General features: G+C 70.9%; 16 protein-coding genes and 1 riboswitch. Of the genes, 11 read left to right on the top strand and 5 right to left on the bottom strand.

The window, feature by feature from the left end:
• Positions 1 to 13 precede the first annotated feature (13 nt).
• From QTI20_RS00205 to QTI20_RS00165, 9 genes are all read left to right on the top strand, one after another.
• Positions 14 to 772, top strand: coding sequence for an amino acid ABC transporter ATP-binding protein (locus QTI20_RS00205; RefSeq protein ID WP_286550888.1), 759 nt, complete (start codon positions 14 to 16; stop codon positions 770 to 772).
• A 21-nt stretch (positions 773 to 793) separates the two neighbouring features.
• Positions 794 to 1,474 carry an amino acid ABC transporter permease gene (locus QTI20_RS00200; protein ID WP_286550889.1) on the top strand — a complete coding sequence of 227 codons (681 nt, stop codon included), beginning with the start codon at positions 794 to 796 and terminating at the stop codon, positions 1,472 to 1,474.
• Positions 1,475 to 1,498: 24 nt separating this feature from the next.
• Positions 1,499 to 2,185: an amino acid ABC transporter permease gene (locus QTI20_RS00195; protein ID WP_286550890.1), complete on the top strand. Its 687-nt coding sequence runs from the start codon at positions 1,499 to 1,501 to the stop codon at positions 2,183 to 2,185.
• 50 nt (positions 2,186 to 2,235) lie between these two features.
• Positions 2,236 to 3,171 carry an N-carbamoyl-D-amino-acid hydrolase gene (locus QTI20_RS00190; RefSeq protein ID WP_286550891.1) on the top strand — a complete coding sequence of 312 codons (936 nt, stop codon included), beginning with the start codon at positions 2,236 to 2,238 and terminating at the stop codon, positions 3,169 to 3,171.
• 22 nt (positions 3,172 to 3,193) lie between these two features.
• Positions 3,194 to 4,705 carry a dihydropyrimidinase gene (hydA, locus tag QTI20_RS00185; RefSeq protein ID WP_286550892.1) on the top strand — a complete coding sequence of 504 codons (1,512 nt, stop codon included), beginning with the start codon at positions 3,194 to 3,196 and terminating at the stop codon, positions 4,703 to 4,705.
• On the top strand, positions 4,702 to 5,391 hold the full coding sequence (locus QTI20_RS00180) for an aspartate/glutamate racemase family protein (protein ID WP_286550893.1): 690 nt from the start codon (positions 4,702 to 4,704) through the stop codon (positions 5,389 to 5,391). Before hydA ends, QTI20_RS00180 begins: the two co-directional genes overlap by 4 nt.
• Positions 5,388 to 6,107, top strand: a complete 720-nt coding sequence (gene cuyB, locus QTI20_RS00175) for a cysteate racemase (protein WP_286550894.1) — start codon at positions 5,388 to 5,390, stop codon at positions 6,105 to 6,107. Before QTI20_RS00180 ends, cuyB begins: the two co-directional genes overlap by 4 nt.
• A gap of 69 nt (positions 6,108 to 6,176) precedes the next feature.
• On the top strand, positions 6,177 to 7,271 hold the full coding sequence (locus QTI20_RS00170) for a DNA glycosylase AlkZ-like family protein (protein ID WP_286550895.1): 1,095 nt from the start codon (positions 6,177 to 6,179) through the stop codon (positions 7,269 to 7,271).
• A 107-nt stretch (positions 7,272 to 7,378) separates the two neighbouring features.
• A riboswitch (FMN riboswitch) is annotated at positions 7,379 to 7,537 on the top strand.
• Positions 7,538 to 7,631: 94 nt separating this feature from the next.
• Positions 7,632 to 8,144 carry a 6,7-dimethyl-8-ribityllumazine synthase gene (locus QTI20_RS00165; RefSeq protein ID WP_286550896.1) on the top strand — a complete coding sequence of 171 codons (513 nt, stop codon included), beginning with the start codon at positions 7,632 to 7,634 and terminating at the stop codon, positions 8,142 to 8,144.
• A 34-nt stretch (positions 8,145 to 8,178) separates the two neighbouring features.
• Here QTI20_RS00165 and QTI20_RS00160 read toward each other — a convergent pair whose 3' ends face one another.
• Positions 8,179 to 9,426: an MFS transporter gene (locus tag QTI20_RS00160; protein WP_286550898.1), complete on the bottom strand. Its 1,248-nt coding sequence runs from the start codon at positions 9,424 to 9,426 to the stop codon at positions 8,179 to 8,181.
• A gap of 84 nt (positions 9,427 to 9,510) precedes the next feature.
• On the opposite strand from QTI20_RS00160, the gene QTI20_RS00155 reads away from it, so the two are divergent.
• Both QTI20_RS00155 and QTI20_RS00150 read left to right on the top strand, forming a co-directional pair.
• A complete protein-coding gene (locus tag QTI20_RS00155; protein WP_286550899.1) occupies positions 9,511 to 10,338 on the top strand; it encodes an AraC family transcriptional regulator in 828 nt (275 codons plus the stop codon).
• An 88-nt stretch (positions 10,339 to 10,426) separates the two neighbouring features.
• On the top strand, positions 10,427 to 12,103 hold the full coding sequence (locus QTI20_RS00150; RefSeq protein ID WP_286550901.1) for a SulP family inorganic anion transporter: 1,677 nt from the start codon (positions 10,427 to 10,429) through the stop codon (positions 12,101 to 12,103).
• A 6-nt stretch (positions 12,104 to 12,109) separates the two neighbouring features.
• Here QTI20_RS00150 and arfB read toward each other — a convergent pair whose 3' ends face one another.
• From arfB to QTI20_RS00130, 4 genes are all read right to left on the bottom strand, one after another.
• On the bottom strand, positions 12,110 to 12,523 hold the full coding sequence (gene arfB / locus QTI20_RS00145) for an alternative ribosome rescue aminoacyl-tRNA hydrolase ArfB (protein ID WP_259652105.1): 414 nt from the start codon (positions 12,521 to 12,523) through the stop codon (positions 12,110 to 12,112).
• Positions 12,524 to 12,632: 109 nt separating this feature from the next.
• Positions 12,633 to 13,817 (bottom strand): acetyl-CoA C-acyltransferase family protein, encoded by a 1,185-nt coding sequence (locus tag QTI20_RS00140; protein WP_183027149.1) that lies wholly within the window; start codon positions 13,815 to 13,817, stop codon positions 12,633 to 12,635.
• 40 nt (positions 13,818 to 13,857) lie between these two features.
• A complete protein-coding gene (locus QTI20_RS00135; RefSeq protein ID WP_286550902.1) occupies positions 13,858 to 14,640 on the bottom strand; it encodes an enoyl-CoA hydratase/isomerase family protein in 783 nt (260 codons plus the stop codon).
• Positions 14,637 to 15,353, bottom strand: coding sequence for a TetR/AcrR family transcriptional regulator (locus tag QTI20_RS00130; protein ID WP_286550904.1), 717 nt, complete (start codon positions 15,351 to 15,353; stop codon positions 14,637 to 14,639). The genes QTI20_RS00135 and QTI20_RS00130 overlap by 4 nt, the downstream gene beginning before the upstream one ends.
• Positions 15,354 to 15,379 lie beyond the last annotated feature (26 nt).

Genomic DNA, 15,379 nt, shown 5'->3' with positions numbered 1-15,379 from the left:
CCATTCCCCACCGATGAACACCGTGACGTCTTCCTCGCTCCTGCAAGTCCGCAACCTGCACAAATCCTATGGCAGCGTCCCCGTGCTCAACGGCATCGACCTCGATGTGCAGGCCGGCGAACTGGTCTCGGTGATCGGCCCCTCGGGCTCGGGCAAGAGCACGCTGCTGCGCTGCTGCAACCGCATGGAGGACGCGACCCGCGGCGAGGTGCGCGTCGAAGGGCACGACATCTATGCGCCCGGCGCCAACCTGAACCGCCTGCGCGAACGCGTCGGCATGGTGTTCCAGGCCTTCAACCTCTACCCGCACCTCGACGTGCTGGGCAACGTGACGCTGGCGCTGCGCAAGGTGAAGAAGATGGCGCGCGACGCCGCCGAGCACACCGCCATGGAAGCGCTCGCGCGCGTCGGCATGGAACACAAGGCGCGCGTGCGCCCGACGCAGCTCTCGGGCGGCCAGCAGCAGCGCGTAGGCATCGCGCGCTCGATCGCGCTGAAGCCGGCGCTGGTGCTGTTCGACGAACCGACCAGCGCGCTCGATCCCGAGATGGTGGGCGGCGTGCTGCAGGTGATGCGCGAACTGCGCACCGACGGCATGACCATGGTGGTGGTGACGCACGAGATGGGCTTCGCCAAGGCGGCCTCCGACCGGGTGGTGTTCATGGACGGCGGCGCGATCGTCGAGCAGGGCTCGCCGGCCCAGGTCTTCGATGCGCCGGCGCATGCGCGCACCGCGGCCTTCATCGCCAGCATCGGCAGCCGCGCGCTCTGAGCGCCCGAACGGGAACGCCGCATGCAGTTCGACAAGCTCGCCTTCACCTTCTTCAACGGCGACATCGCCGCGCGCTACCTGCCCCAGATCCTCGACGGCGCGCGTGTGACCATCGAGCTGGGCCTGGCGGTGATCGCCGCCGGCCTGGCGCTGGGCCTGCTGCTGGCCTACCTGCGCAGCCTGCCGGTGCGCGGACTGCCGCTGCTGGTGTCGACGCTGGTCGACATCTTCCGCGCGCTGCCGCCGCTGGTGCTCATCATCCTGCTGTACTTCGCGCTGCCCTTCCTGGGGCTGTCGCTGGGGGCCTTCGCGTCGACCTGGCTGGCGCTGACGCTGGTGCTCGCGGCCTTCTCCGAAGAGGTGTTCTGGGCCGGCATCGAGGCGCAGCCGCGCGGCGTGATGGAGGCCGCGCGCTCGACCGGCATGACCCACACCCAGGCCATGGTGCACGTGCTGCTCCCGCAGTCCTGCCGCCTGATGGTGGCACCGCTGACCAACCGCGTGATCGCCATCACCAAGGGCACGGCCTACGGCTCGGTGGCCGGGCTCAACGAGATCCTGAACCAGGCCACCTCGGCCACCAGCTTCGCGGGCAACCCCACGCCGCTGATGCTGGGCGCGCTGGGCTACCTCGTGATCTTCCTGCCCGTGGTGATCGCCGGGCGCTACATCGAACGGCGTTACGGCGCGGGTCGCCACTGAAGCCGCCGAACGGAGCCCCTCCTCATGGAACTCATCCTCCAATACTTCTTCAACCTCGACGTGGTGCGCGAGGTCACGCCCTACGTGCTGCAGGGCCTGCTCAACACGCTGCTGCTGTCGGCGTGGGTGATCCCGCTCGGGATCGGCGCCGGCATGGTGCTGGCGGTGACCGGCTTCGTGGTCCGCAACCGGCTGGTGCGCGCGCTGCTGGTGATCTACATCGACTTCTTCCGCGCGTTTCCGCCGCTGGTGCTGCTGATCTTCCTGTACACCGGCCTGCCCTACCTCGGCCTGGAGCTCTCGCCCATGGCCTGCGTGGCGCTGGGCTTCATGCTGAACAACTCGAGCTACTTCGGCGAGATCCTGCGCGCCGGCCTCGAGTCGGTGCCGCGCGGGCAGCGCGAGGCGGCGCTGTCGACCGGCATGGGCCGGGTCGGCAGCCTGGTGTACGTCGAGATTCCGCAGGCGGTGCGCAACGTGTTCCCCGACCTGGTGAGCAACATGATCGAGGTGGTGAAGCTCACCACCATCGCCAGCGTGGTGTCGGTGCCCGAGATGCTCTATGCCGCGCGCTCCGCGCAATCGATGCTCTACAACCCCACGCCCATCGTGCTGGCCGCGCTGATCTATCTGGCGCTGCTGTGGCCGCTGGTCGTGCTGCTGGGCCGCCTGGAAAAACGCCAGCGCCGCGCCCAGCCCCGGGCCGCATGACGCGGCCCGACTCCCCCGAACAACCACCCACGCTAACTGAGGAAGCAATGATGACAACGAAACGCACATTGGGTCTGGCCGTCGCCCAGATGGGCCCGGTGCACCTGTCGGACACCCGCGAGGCGGTCGTCCGCCGCCTGGTCGAGATGATGCGCGATGCCAAGAGCCGCGGCGCCGAGATGGTCGTGTTCCCCGAGCTCGCGCTCACCACCTTCTTCCCGCGCTACTGGATGGAGGAGGCCGAGGCCGAGGCACGCTTCTTCGAGGCGAGCATGCCCAACGCCCAGGTGCAGCCGCTGTTCGACGAGGCCAAGAAGCTGGAACTGGGCTTCTACCTCGGCTATGCCGAACGCACGCCCGAAGGCACGCGCTACAACACCTCGATCATCGTGGACCGCACCGGCGCCATCGTCGGCAAGTACCGCAAGATCCACCTGCCGGGCCATTCCGACCACAAGCCCGACGCGCCCTTCCAGCATCTGGAGAAGAAGTTCTTCGAAGTGGGCGACCTGGGCTTCCGCGTGTTCGACACCATGGGCACGCGCTTCGGCATGTGCCTGTGCAACGACCGCCGCTGGCCCGAGACCTACCGCGTGATGGCGCTGCAGAGCGCCGAGGTGGTGGTGCTGGGCTACAACACGCCCTCGCTCAACATCCACTGGAACGAACCGGTGCACCTGCGCACCACCACGCACCTGGTGTCGCTGCAGGCCAATGCCTACCAGAACGGCATCTGGGTGGCGGCCGCCGCCAAGTGCGGCTCGGAAGACGGCCATCACATGATCGGCAGCTCGGCCATCGTGGCGCCCACCGGCGAGATCGTCGCGCGCTCGCTCACCGAGGAAGACGAGGTGATCTGCGTGAAGGCCGACATGTCGCTGGGCGAGTACTTCCGCCAGCACGTCTTCAACTTCGCCAAGCACCGCCGCCCCGAGCACTACGGCCTGATCGTCGAGCGCACCGGCGCCGGCGAGCCGCTGGTCTGAACGCACACACACGGAACTGCGCATGGACACCACCATCGCTTCGCTGATCGGCGAAGAACGCTTCGACCTGACGATCCGCGGCGGCCGCATCGTCACCGACGGCCGCGTGATCGAGGGCGACCTCGGCGTGCGCGACGGGCGCATCGCGGCCATCGGCGGCTCGCTGCCACCGGGCCTGCGCGACGTCGACGCCACCGGCCGCTGGGTGCTGCCTGGCGGCATCGACAGCCATTGCCACGTCGAGCAGCGCTCGGGCATGGGCATGATGTGCGCCGACGACTTCTACTCGGCCACGGTGTCGGCCGCTTTCGGCGGCACCACCACCATCCTGCCCTTCGCGGCCCAGCATCGCGACATGTCGGTGCCCGAGGTGCTGGCCGACTACAGCCGGCGCGCGGCCGAGAAGGCGGTGATCGACTACGGATTCCACCTGATCCTGGCGAACCCCGACGCCGCCACGCTCTCCACGGACCTGCCCGCGGCCATCCGCGACGGCATCACCTCGCTCAAGGTCTACATGACCTACGACCGCATGAAGCTCGAGGACATCGAGCTGCTCGACGTGCTGGCGCTGGCCCGTGCCGAGGGCGCGCTGGTGATGGTGCATGCCGAGAACAACGACATGATCCGCTGGATCGCGCAGCGCCTGATCGACCGCGGCCACACCGCGCCCAAGTTCCACGGCGTGGCGCACGACCCGCTGGCCGAGACCGAGGCCGCCTACCGCGCGATCGCGCTGGCGCGCCTGGTCGACGTGCCGCTGCTGCTGGTGCACGTGGCCGGCGGCGAGACCGTCGAGGTGATCCGCCAGGCCCAGCTGCTGGGCGCCAACGTGCTGGCCGAGAGCTGCCCGCAGTACCTGTTCCTGACCGCCGACGACATGGACCGCCCCGGCCTAGAAGGCGCGATGTTCTGCTGCTCGCCGCCCGCGCGCGACGCCGACGCGCAGGAGGCGATCTGGCGCGGCCTGATCGACGGCACGCTGGCCACCTATTCGTCGGACCATGCGCCCTACCGCTTCGACGAGACCGGCAAGCTGCCCAAGGGCGACGCCACCACCTTCAAGGAAATGGCCAACGGCGTACCGGGCATCGAGCTGCGCATGCCGCTGCTGTTCAGCGAAGGCTTCCTCAAGGGCCGCATCGACATCCACCAGTTCGTGGCGCTCACCGCCACCAACCACGCCAAGCTCTACGGCCTGGCGCCGCGCAAGGGCGCGATCGCGCTGGGCGCCGATGCCGACATCGCGGTCTGGAACGCCGAGCGCGAGACCACCATCACGGCCGCGATGCTGCACGACAACGCGGGCTACACGCCCTACGAAGGCCGCACCATCCAGGGCTGGCCCGAAGTGGTGGTGAGCCGCGGCCGCGTGGTGATCGAGGACAACGCGCTGCATGCCGAGCGCGGCAGCGGCGCCTACCTGCGCCGCGGCGCGCCCGACCTGCCGCGCCGCACGCCGGCCGCCGGTGCGGAACGCCCGCACGGCCGCGTGCTCAAGGCGCTGATCGGCCTCGGGGAGAACCAGGCATGAGTGCACCGTCCACCGTCCCGCGCGTTCGGGTGCTGAACCCCAACAGCAGCAGCAGCGTGACCGATGCCGTGGCGCGCGCCTTTCGCGCGACCGTGCCGCCCGCGCAGTGCGACTTCGACTGCGTCACCGCGCACGACGGCCCGCCGGGCATCGTGACGCAGGCCGACTTCGAGCTCGGCGCGCGCATCGCGGCCGACGACGTGGCCGCGCATGCGAGCGAGGCCGACGCCTTCGTGCTGGCCTGCTTCAGCGATCCCGGCATCGCCGCGGCGCGCGCGCGCTGCGACAAGCCGGTGATCGGCCTGGGCGAGGCCGGCATGCGCGCCGCCATGGCGCGCGGACAGCGCGTGGGCGTGATCGCCATCGCGAGCGCCGCGATCCCGCGCCACCTGCGCTACTGGGACATCCTGGGCGTGCGCGAGCGCGTGGTGGCCGAGCGTCCGCTCGACCTGCCGGTGCACCTGTCGGGCGACGCCGCCCATGCCCTCGAACCCATGATCGCGGCGGCCCGGCTGCTGGTCGACGCCGACGGCGCCGACGTCGTGCTGCTCGGCTGCGCCGGCATGGCCGAGCTGCGCGCACCGCTCGAAGCCGCGGTGGGCGTGCCGGTCATCGACCCCTGCGAGGCCGCGGCCGAACTGGCCGCGGGTCTCGCGCGCCGGCAACGCGACGGCGCTGCGGCATGAACGCGGTGCCGCAGCGCCTGGGCGTGCTCGGCGGCATGGGCCCGCTGGCCGGCGCCGCCTTCGCGCTGCGCATGGTGCAGCTCACGCCCGCCGACAGCGACCAGCAGCACATCCCCGTGCTGCTGTGCAACGACCCCGCGATCCCCGACCGCTCCTCGGCCTGCATGGGCACCGGCCCGAGCCCCTTGCCAGCCATGCTGCGCGGCATCGGGACGCTGGTGGCGGGCGGCGCCGACTGCATCGCGATCCCCTGCAACACCGCCCACCTGTGGTTCGACGAACTGCAGGCCGCCAGTCCGACGCGGCTGCTGCACATCGTCGACTCGGTGGTGGCCGACCTGCGCCGCCAGGGCGTGACCGAGGGCAGGGTCGGCATCCTGGGCACGCCGGCCACCATCGCCATGGGGCTCTACCAGCGCTACCTGCGCGCCGCCGGCTACGAGCCCATCGAGCCCTCGGCCGAAGAAGTGCAGCGCCTGTGCGTGCCCGCCATCGCGGCCGTGAAGGCCAACCGCATCGACGCGGCTTTCGCACCCGCCGCCGAGGGTGTCCGCCTGCTCGCACAACGCGGTGCGAAGGCCGTGGTGCTCGGCTGCACCGAACTGCCGCTGGCCGTGCCGCCGGGGCGGCGCGCCGAGCTCGGCATCGTGCTCACCGATTCGATCGATGCGCTGGCGCGCGAGGCCATCGCGCTGATGCGGCCCGGCACGGCCTAGGAACCACGCGCGACGGGACATCCGGACCGGACACGGCAGGCGCGTGCCGCCTGTGCTGCAATGCACCCCATGGCTGAGCCCACCCTCGACGACCTGCGCCGCTACGCGGTGGCGCGCACCCTCTTCACCCCGACCACGCTGCCCGCCGCGATCCGCCGGCTGGGCTTCGTGCAGGCCGACCCGATCCGCGCGCCCGCGCGCGCGCAGGACCTGACCTTGCGCCACCGCGTGAAGGACTACCGCGCGGGCGACCTCGAAAGCCGCTACAGCCGGCTCGCGATCGAGGAGGACTGCCTGGTCAACTACGGCTTCCTGCCGCGCGAGCACCTGGCGCTGATGCACCCGCGCGAATCGAAACGCGCCTGGGATGCCGACACCCAGCGCAAGGCGGCCGAGGTGCTGGCCTATGTGCAGGCCCACGGCCCGGTGCATCCGCGCCAGGTCGAGCTGCACTTCGCGCACGGCCGCGTGACCAACTACTGGGGCGGCGCGAGCAACGCCACCACCCACCTGCTCGACGGCCTGCACTACCGCGGCCTGCTGCGCGTGGTGCGACGCGACAGCGGCACCCGCGTCTACGCGGCCGTGGCGCATCCGCCGGCCGACGACAGCCCCGCGGGCCGTGCGCAGCGCGCGGCGGCGCTGATCGCGCTGGTGGTGCGCAAGTACGCGCCGCTGCCCGCCGCGAGCCTGACCTACCTGATCCGGCTGCTGGGCTACGGCGCGCCGCACCTCGCCGCGCAGACCCAGGCCGCGCTGCGCATCGCGCGCGACGAAGAACTCGCGAGCTGCCGCATCGACGGCACGACCTGGTACTGGCCCGCCGACGAGAAGCCGGCCTCGAAGCGCCACGCGCCCGACGATGCGCTGCGCCTGCTCGCGCCCTTCGACCCCGTGGTGTGGGACCGGCGCCGCTTCGAGCTGCTCTGGGGCTGGACCTACAAGTTCGAGGCCTACACGCCCGCGCCGCAGCGCCGCTTCGGCTACTACGCATTGCCGATGCTGTGGCACGAACAGGTGATCGGCTGGGCCAACGTGAGTGCACCCGGCGGGCCCTTGCAGCCGAGCTTCGGCTATGCCGCCACGCCGCCGCGCGGCGCGGCCTTTCGCGCGGCGCTCGACGACGAGCTGCAGCGCATGACACAGTTCCTCGCGCCGCGCTGAGCACCCCTCGGAAAAATCCCCCGCGGCCGAAGGTCTGGCGCGCGGGCGACAACAACGCCCTCGGCCGGGCTCCTAGAATCGATGCGTCGTCCGGTTCGCCGGGCGACAAGCGTTCTCAGGGCGGGGTGCAATTCCCCACCGGCGGTGATGGCGACTCGTTCGCACAAGCCCGCGAGCGCCTGCCGTGCACCCCGTGTGCGGCAGGGTCAGCAGATCCGGTGTGATTCCGGGGCCGACGGTCACAGTCCGGATGAAAGAGAGCGCGAACCGTCGGCGTGGCCGCGCGTCTTTTTTCTGGCGCGCGCCGCGGCTGCGGCTTCGTGCGCCCTGATTCAGGAAACCTGCTTTCAAGGGCACACCATGAGTCAGATCAACGACCTTCCCCTCTCCGCCATCGGCAACTCGGAAAACTCCGAAGCGCAGCGCGTCGCCTTCATCGAGGCGCAATGGCATTCCGACATCGTGCACCAGGCACGCGACGCCTTCCTCGCCGAGATGCAGCGCCAGGGCTTCCCGCGCGAGCGCATCGACGTGCTCGACGTGCCTGGCGCCTTCGAGATCCCGCTGCATGCCAAGCGGCTCGCGCTGTCGGGCCGCTATGCCGCCATCGTGGGCTGCGCGCTGGTGGTCGACGGCGGCATCTACCGCCACGAGTTCGTCGCCAACACCGTGGTCAGCACGCTGATGTCGCTGCAGCTGGAGACCAACGTGCCGATGCTGTCGGCCGTGCTCACGCCGCACCACTTCCACGAGCATGTGGAGCACCGCAAGTACTTCCACGCGCACTTCGCGGTCAAGGGCACCGAGGCGGCCGACGCCTGCCTCAAGACGCTCGAGGGCCTGCGCCAGGTCGAGGCGCTGCTGGCCGCCTGAGCCACGCGCCGGGCGGCCGGCGCGAAGCGAGGGCTCAGGCCGAAGCCGGCACCAGCGCCTCGCGCCGCACGCGGCGCACGTTGAAGGCGCTGGCGATCAGCACCCCCTGCACGACCGCCAGGCCGACGATCACCGCGGTGTAGCGGCCGTTGTCCATCAGCCGGCCGAAGACCAGCGGCGCCACGGCCTGGCCGATGTCGAGCCCGGCGTAGACCACGCCGTAGACGCGGCCGGTGGCGTTGGCCGGCGTCGATCGCTTGACCAGCAGGTCGCGCGAGGGCCCGGCGATGCCCGAGGCGAAGCCCATGGCACCGAACAGCACCGGCACCAGCACCGGCGCGAAATCGGCGAAGGCCAACACCAGCGCCAGCACCGCCGCGATGCCGAAGCCCACGCCCACGATGCGCTCGCAGCGCGAGGGGTCGGAGGCCAGGAAGCCACCGATCACCATGCCGGCCGCGCTGCCCACCATGTAGACGGTGAGGCACACCGCCACCAGCGCCACCGGCACCGCGTGCAGATGGCCGGCGGCCACGGGCGCGAAGGTCTGCACCACGCTGATCACCATGGCGTAGAAGAAGAAGAAACCGAAGCACATCCAGACCGCGGGGATGCGCAGGAAATCGAACTGCCCCGCCGCGCCGGCCACCTGGCCCGTGGCCTTCTGCACCGCCTTGACGTCGAGCGAGAACACGCCGCGGTAGAGCCACAGCACCAGCAGCACCGCCAGCGCCAGCGCACCGGCCGCCGCCAGCGCGATGCGCCAGGAGAAGGCCATGGCCAGCGGCACCACGAAGGCCGGCGCCAGCGCCCAGCCCAGGCTGCCGGTGATGCCGTGCACGCTGTAGGCATGGCCCAGGCGCGTGGGCGCGACCTTGCGGTTGAACAGCGTGTAGTCGACCGGATGGAACACCCCGTTGCCCACGCCCGCCACCACCGCGCTGGCCAGCAGCATCCAGTAGCTCTGCGCCATCGCATAGCCGAAGCCGGCCAGGCCCAGCAGCCCGAGCCCGACGAACAGCACCGGCCGCGGGCCGAGCTTGTCGACGATGAAGCCCGAGGCCGCCTGCACGATGCACGAGACGACGAAGAACACCGTGAGCACCGCGCCCAGTTCGGTGTAACTGACGTCGAAGGCGTCCTTGAGCCAAGGGAACAGCGGCGCCAGGATCAGCTGGCTGAAATGGCTGATCGCGTGCGCCAGGCCGACCAGGCCGATCAGTTGGGCATCGGTGCGCAGGGTGGTCGCGGGCGGCGCGCCGGCAGGGGAAGAAGTGGACATGGCAGCAGCGGGAAAAAGGTGCGCCTATCGTAGGCCGCCCGCGCACGGCAGAATGGCGATATAAGGACAACATTTGTCGAAATCATGACAGTTGCAACCCCCACCCCTCCAGCCGTCGTGGTGGGGCCGCTCACGCCGCACCTCTATGCGCCCGACGCGGTGCGGCCGCTGCGCGCCAAGGAGCAATTCCTCGAGGCCGACACCTTCGTCGAGCTGCACGTGCACCCCTGGCCGCAGCTGACCTTCTCCACGCGCGGCGTGGTGCGGCTGAGCACCGAGGACGGCAGCTACATCGTGCCGCCCTCGCGCGCGCTCTGGGTGCCGGCCGACATGCCGCACAGCATCACGCTGATCGAGGACGCCGAGCTGCGCACCGTCTACATCCACCGCTGGCTGGCGCCGGGCTGGGAGAAGTGCGAGGTGCTGGAGATCAGTCCCCTGATGCGCGCGCTGATGCTCGCACTCGACACCACGCCCGATGGCCAACCGCCCGCCGACCCGCATGCGCCGCAGCGCGAGCGCATGATCGCGCCACTTTTGATCGACGAGATCGAGCGTGCCACCCAGATCCGCATCGACGTGCCGCTGCCCGCCGACAAGCGCCTGCGCCAGCTCTGCGAGGCGCTGCTGCGCAACCCGGCCGACCGCGCCACGCTGGCCGAGCGCGCGCAGGCCATCGGCGCCAGCGAGCGCACGGTGGCGCGGCTGTTCCGCGACCAGCTGGGCATGAACTGGCAGCAGTGGCGCCAGCAGGCCGTGATGGCCCATGCGCTGCCGCTGCTGGCCCGCGGCATGGCGGTGAGCCAGGTCGCGACCGCCAGCGGCTACGCCACCGACAGCGCCTTCTGCGCCATGTTCAAAGCCGCCACCGGCCGCTCGCCCACCGCCTTCCAGCACCGCAAGCGCGCCTGAGCCGACGCCGGCGCGCCACCCGGCTTCCGTATCATCGGCCAGTGCACTTCCTCTCTTCCGGTACCGGCCGCCGCAGGCCCTTCATGCCATGGCACTGAATCGCGCACGGCTCGCCCTCTGGCTCCCCTTCCTCGGCTGGCCGCGCCCCGACCGCGCCACGCTGCGCGGCGAGATCATGGCCGGGCTCACGGTCGCGATGCTGGTGCTGCCGCAGGGCGTGGCCTATGCGGCGCTGGCCGGCATGCCGCTGGTCACGGGCATCTACGCCTCCTTCATTCCCGCGCTGGTGGGCGTGCTGTTCAGCGCCTCGGCGCGGCTGTCGGTCGGGCCGACCGCGCTCACCAGCCTGCTGATCGGCGCCTCGCTCGGGCCGCTGGCGGTGCCGGGCGGGGCCGACTGGGTCTCGCTGGCGGTGTGGCTGGCGCTGATGTCGGGCGCGCTGCAGCTGCTGATGGGCGTGATGCGCTTCGGCTGGCTGCTGAAGCTGGTCAACTCGCCGGTGCTGATCGGCTTCACGCAGGGCGCCTCGGTGCTGATCGCCCTGTCGCAGCTGCCCGCGCTGCTGGGCTTCACCGGCCGGCCGATGGCGCAGTGGCTGGCGGGCCCGCCGCCCGACTGGACCGCCATGGCCTTCGGCCTCGCCACCATGGCCATCCTCTGGACCGCCAAGCAGCGCTGGCCGCGGCTGCCGGCCGCGATGCTGGTGGTGGGCCTGGGCGCGGTCGTCAGCGCGACGCTGGGCTATGCGCTGCGCGGCGGCGCGGTGATCGGCGCGCTGCCCACCGGCCTGCCCGCGCCTTACCTGCCGGGCGCCATCTCGCTGCAGACCTTCGGCGCGCTGCTGCTGCCGGCGCTGATGATCACGCTGGTCAGCTTCCTCGAAACGGCCTCGAGCGCCAAGGTCGACAACAGCCGCTCGGGCAAGCTCTGGAACGAGAACCAGGACCTGATCGGCCAGGGCCTGGCCAAGATCGCCTCGGGCCTGTGCGGCGCCTTCGCCACCAGTTCCTCCTTCTCGCGCTCGGCCATCAACCTCTATGCCGGCGCCAAGACCGGCTGGGCCACCATCGTCTGCGTGGTGCTGATCGGCGTCGCGCTGCTGTGGCTGATGCCGCTGCTCTACCACGTGCCCCAGGCGGTGCTGGCCGGGCTGGTGGTGACGGCCATCCTGGGCCTGGTGCGGCCGGCCGCCTTCGTGGCGCTGTGGCGCGTCTCGCGCATCGAGGCCGGCACCGCGATCGCCACCTTCGCGCTGACCATCGCCACCGCGCCCGCGATCTACTGGGGCGTGCTGGCCGGCCTGGCGATGAGCCTGAGCCACTACATGTACCGCCACCTGCACCCGCGCATCATCGAGGTCGGCCTGCACCCCGACGGCCGGCTGCGCGACCGCCACCTGTGGCACCTGCCACCGCTGCGAGAGGACGTCTGCGCGCTGCGCATGGACGCCGAGCTCGACTTCGCCTCGGCCAGCACGCTCGAGCGCGCGGTCTCCGAACAGCTCGCGGCCCATCCGGCCATCGGCACGCTGTGCCTGTTCGCGCAGCCGATCAACCGCATCGACATCACGGGCGCCGAGGTGTTCGGCAGCATCCGCCAGACGGTGGAATCGCGCGGCCTCTCGCTGTGGGTGATCGGGCTCAAATTGCCCGCGCAGACGGTGCTGGAGAAGGCCGGGCTGCTCACGCCGGGCCCGATGCTGCGGGTGTTCGGCACGGACGCCGAAGCGCTGGCGGCGCTGGCCGAGCCGGCCGCCAAGGCCTGACGACGCTCAGTCCTGCACGCGGCCGCGCAGGCTCTTGATCTCCGAGCGCTGGCTCTTGCCCTCGAGGCGCCGCTGCTTCGAGCCGTAGGTGGGCTTGGTCGCGCGACGCACGCGCGGCGGCGCAGCCACGCTGTCGACCACCGCCTGCAGCCGTGCCAGCGCGTCGTTGCGGTTCATCTCCTGCGTGCGATGCTGCTGGGCCTTGAGCACCAGCACGCCTTCCTGCGTGATGCGGCTGTCGCGCAGCGCCAGCAGCCGCTCCTTCACGTCGGGCGGCAGCGAGCTGGCGAGGATGTCGTAGCGCAGGTGCACCGCGCTCGACACCTTGTTCACGTTCTGCCCGCCCGCGCCCTGCGCGCGGATCGCGCTCAGTTCGACCTCGTCGGGGTCGATGGGGATGGAAAGGCGAGGCGGCATCATCCGGCGATTGTCCAGGAACACCGCGGAACCGGCTATGCCGGGCCGCTGGTGTTGCCCCCGGAAGGGGGTAGGCGCTGCGACACGAAGTGCGCAAGCCATGGGGGAGAGCTCAGATTCTTTCGAAGATCGCTGCAATGCCCTGGCCGCCGCCGATGCACATCGTGACCAGCGCATAGCGCCCGCCCGTGCGGTGCAGTTCGGCGATGGCCTTGGTGGTGATGATCGCGCCGGTCGCGCCCACCGGATGGCCCAGCGAGATGCCCGAGCCGTTGGGGTTGACCTTGGCCGGGTCGAAGCCCAGCTCCTGGATCACCGCGCAGGCCTGGGCCGCGAAGGCTTCGTTGGACTCGATCACGTCGAGGTCGCTCACCTTCAGGCCGGTGCGCTCCAGCACCTTGCGTGTGGCCGGCACCGGGCCGATGCCCATGTAGGCCGGCTCGACGCCCGCATGCGCATAGCCCACCAGGCGCGCCAGCGGCTTCAGGCCCAGCGCCTTTACCCGCTCGCCGTTGGCCAGCACCACCGCGGCCGCGCCGTCGTTGATGCCCGAGGCGTTGCCGGCGGTGACCAGGCCGTCCTTCTTGAAGGCCGGCTTCATCTTCGACAGCGTGTCGACCGTGGTGTCGGCGCGCACATGCTCGTCGGTGTCGAACAGCACCACGCCCTTGCGCGTCTTGACCTCGACCGGGACGATCTGTTCCTTGAAGCGGCCGGCCGCGATGGCGGCGGCGGCGCGCTGCTGGCTCTGCGCGGCCAGCGCGTCCTGCATCTCGCGCGAGATCTTGTAGCGCGCGGCCACGTTCTCGGCCGTGATGCCCATGTGCATCTTCTCCCACGGGTCGTGCAGGATGCCCAGCATGTAGTCGACCAGCACCGCATCGCCCATGCGCGCGCCGAAGCGGGCCGCGGTGTCGAAGTAGGGGCCGCGGCTCATCGATTCCGAGCCGCCGCCGATCGCGATGTCGCAGTCGCCCAGCGCGATCGCCTGGGCCGCCGACACGATGGCCTGCAGGCCCGAGCCGCAGAGGCGGTTGACGTTGAAGGCCGGCGTCTCGATCGGGCAGCCCGCGTCGATGGCGGCCACGCGGCTCAGGTAGGCGTCCTTGACGTCGGTCGGGATCACGTTGCCCATCACCACGTGGCCGATGGCATCGGCCGCGACGCCGCTGCGCTCGATCGCGGCCTTGACCGCGGTGGTGGCGAGCTGGGTGTTGGGCACGTCCTTCAGTGCGCCGCCGAAGGTGCCGATGGCGGTGCGGGCGGTGCCGACGACGAAGATGTCGGGGGAAGTCATGGTCAGTTCTCCTGCTGCAAGTTGAAAAATCAGTGGCCGATCAGTGGCCGGTGAAGGCCGGCTTGGTCTTCGCGAAGAAGGCGTCGATGCCGATCTTGAAGTCGTCGCTGCTCGCGCATTCGCGGAACGCGGCCGATTCGGCGTCGAGCTGGCCCGCGAGGTCGCGTTCGAAGGAGGTGCGCATCAACCGGCGCAGGCGCCCCAGCGCCACCGTCGGTCCCTGGGCCAGGCGGCGCGCGAAGGCCAGCGCCTCGGCTTCGAGCGCGGCGGCCGGCACCACGCGGTTGATCAGGCCCATGCGCTCGGCCGCGGCCGCGTCGAACATCTCGCCCAGCATCGCGATCTCGAGCGCGCGGCGCAGGCCCACCAGCCGCGGCAGCGCCCAGGAGGCGCCGACGTCGCAGCTGGCGCCGATGTTGACGTAGGCCAGGTTGAAGCGCGTGCCCTCGGCCGCCAGCACGAAGTCGGCCTGCAGCATCAGGCTCAGGCCCGCGCCCGCGGCCACGCCGTGCACCTGCGCGACCAGCGGCGCATCCATGCCGGCCAGCACGGTCAGGGCCTCGTGCAGCGGACCGATCAGGTCGGCCGCGCCCTGCACCGGGTCGGCCTGCAGCACGGCCAGGTCGCCGCCGGCCATGAAGCCCTTGCCCACGCCGCTCAGGAGCACCGCGCGCACGCTCCTGTCGGCCGCGAGCTCGCGCGCCGCGGCCAGGAAGGCGATGGCCATCGGCACGTCGATGGCGTTCAGGGCCGAGGGCCGGTTGAAGCGCAGCGTGGCGATGTCGCCGTCGCGGCCCACCAGCAGGGGGGAATCGTTGTTCATGCTTGTCCTTCTTTCTTCTTGCGGGCCCGCTGGGCAGCGGGCGGGGAGGCGGTCTTGCGCGCTGCGGGCGCAGGACGCTGCAGCACGCCGTTGAGCAGCAGCGCGATGCCCTGGTCGGCGATCTGTTCGGGCGTGAGCGCGCCGTCGCCGCGGTACCAGCGGCCGACCCAGCTCAGCGCGCCGGCCAGCATGAAGGCCGCCATCTTCGGGTCGCAGGGCGCGAGCGAGCCCTCGGCCACGCCGTCGGCGATGAGGCGGCGGAACTGGTGGTCGATGCCAGCCTTGAGCCGGCGCAGCTCGGTCTTGAGCGGCTCGGGCAGCGGGTCTTCGCCGATGCGGATCACGCACATGCCGAAGTCCTGCGTGACCACGCCGGTGTAGATGCGCATGCAGGCCTTCAGCTGGTCGATCGCGCTGCCGCCCGCGCGGCGCACCGCCTCGATGCCCTCGTGCATCAGGTCGAGCGCGATGCGCACGCACTCCAGCAGGATCTGGTCCTTGCCCTCGACGTAGTAGTAGAGCGTGGGCTTGCTCACATGCAACCGCTCGGCGATGTCGTCGAGCGAGGTGGCGTGGAAGCCGCGTTCGTTGAAGAGCTGCGCGGCCGTCTGCAGCACCGCGTTGCGCTTGACCTCGCGTTGCAGCGCGCGCGCGCTCGCGGGCTCCCACGGGGAGGCGGCGGCGGCTTTGGAGCGAAGGGCGGAGGAAGCCATGGTGTGAAGGTCAGCGCGGGAAAGTC

Source organism: Variovorax sp. J2P1-31 (assembly GCF_030317215.1).
Lineage (GTDB): Bacteria > Pseudomonadota > Gammaproteobacteria > Burkholderiales > Burkholderiaceae_C > Variovorax.
The sequence above is the reverse complement of the archived record's forward strand: the minus strand, read 5'-3'. Positions and strand labels throughout refer to the sequence as shown.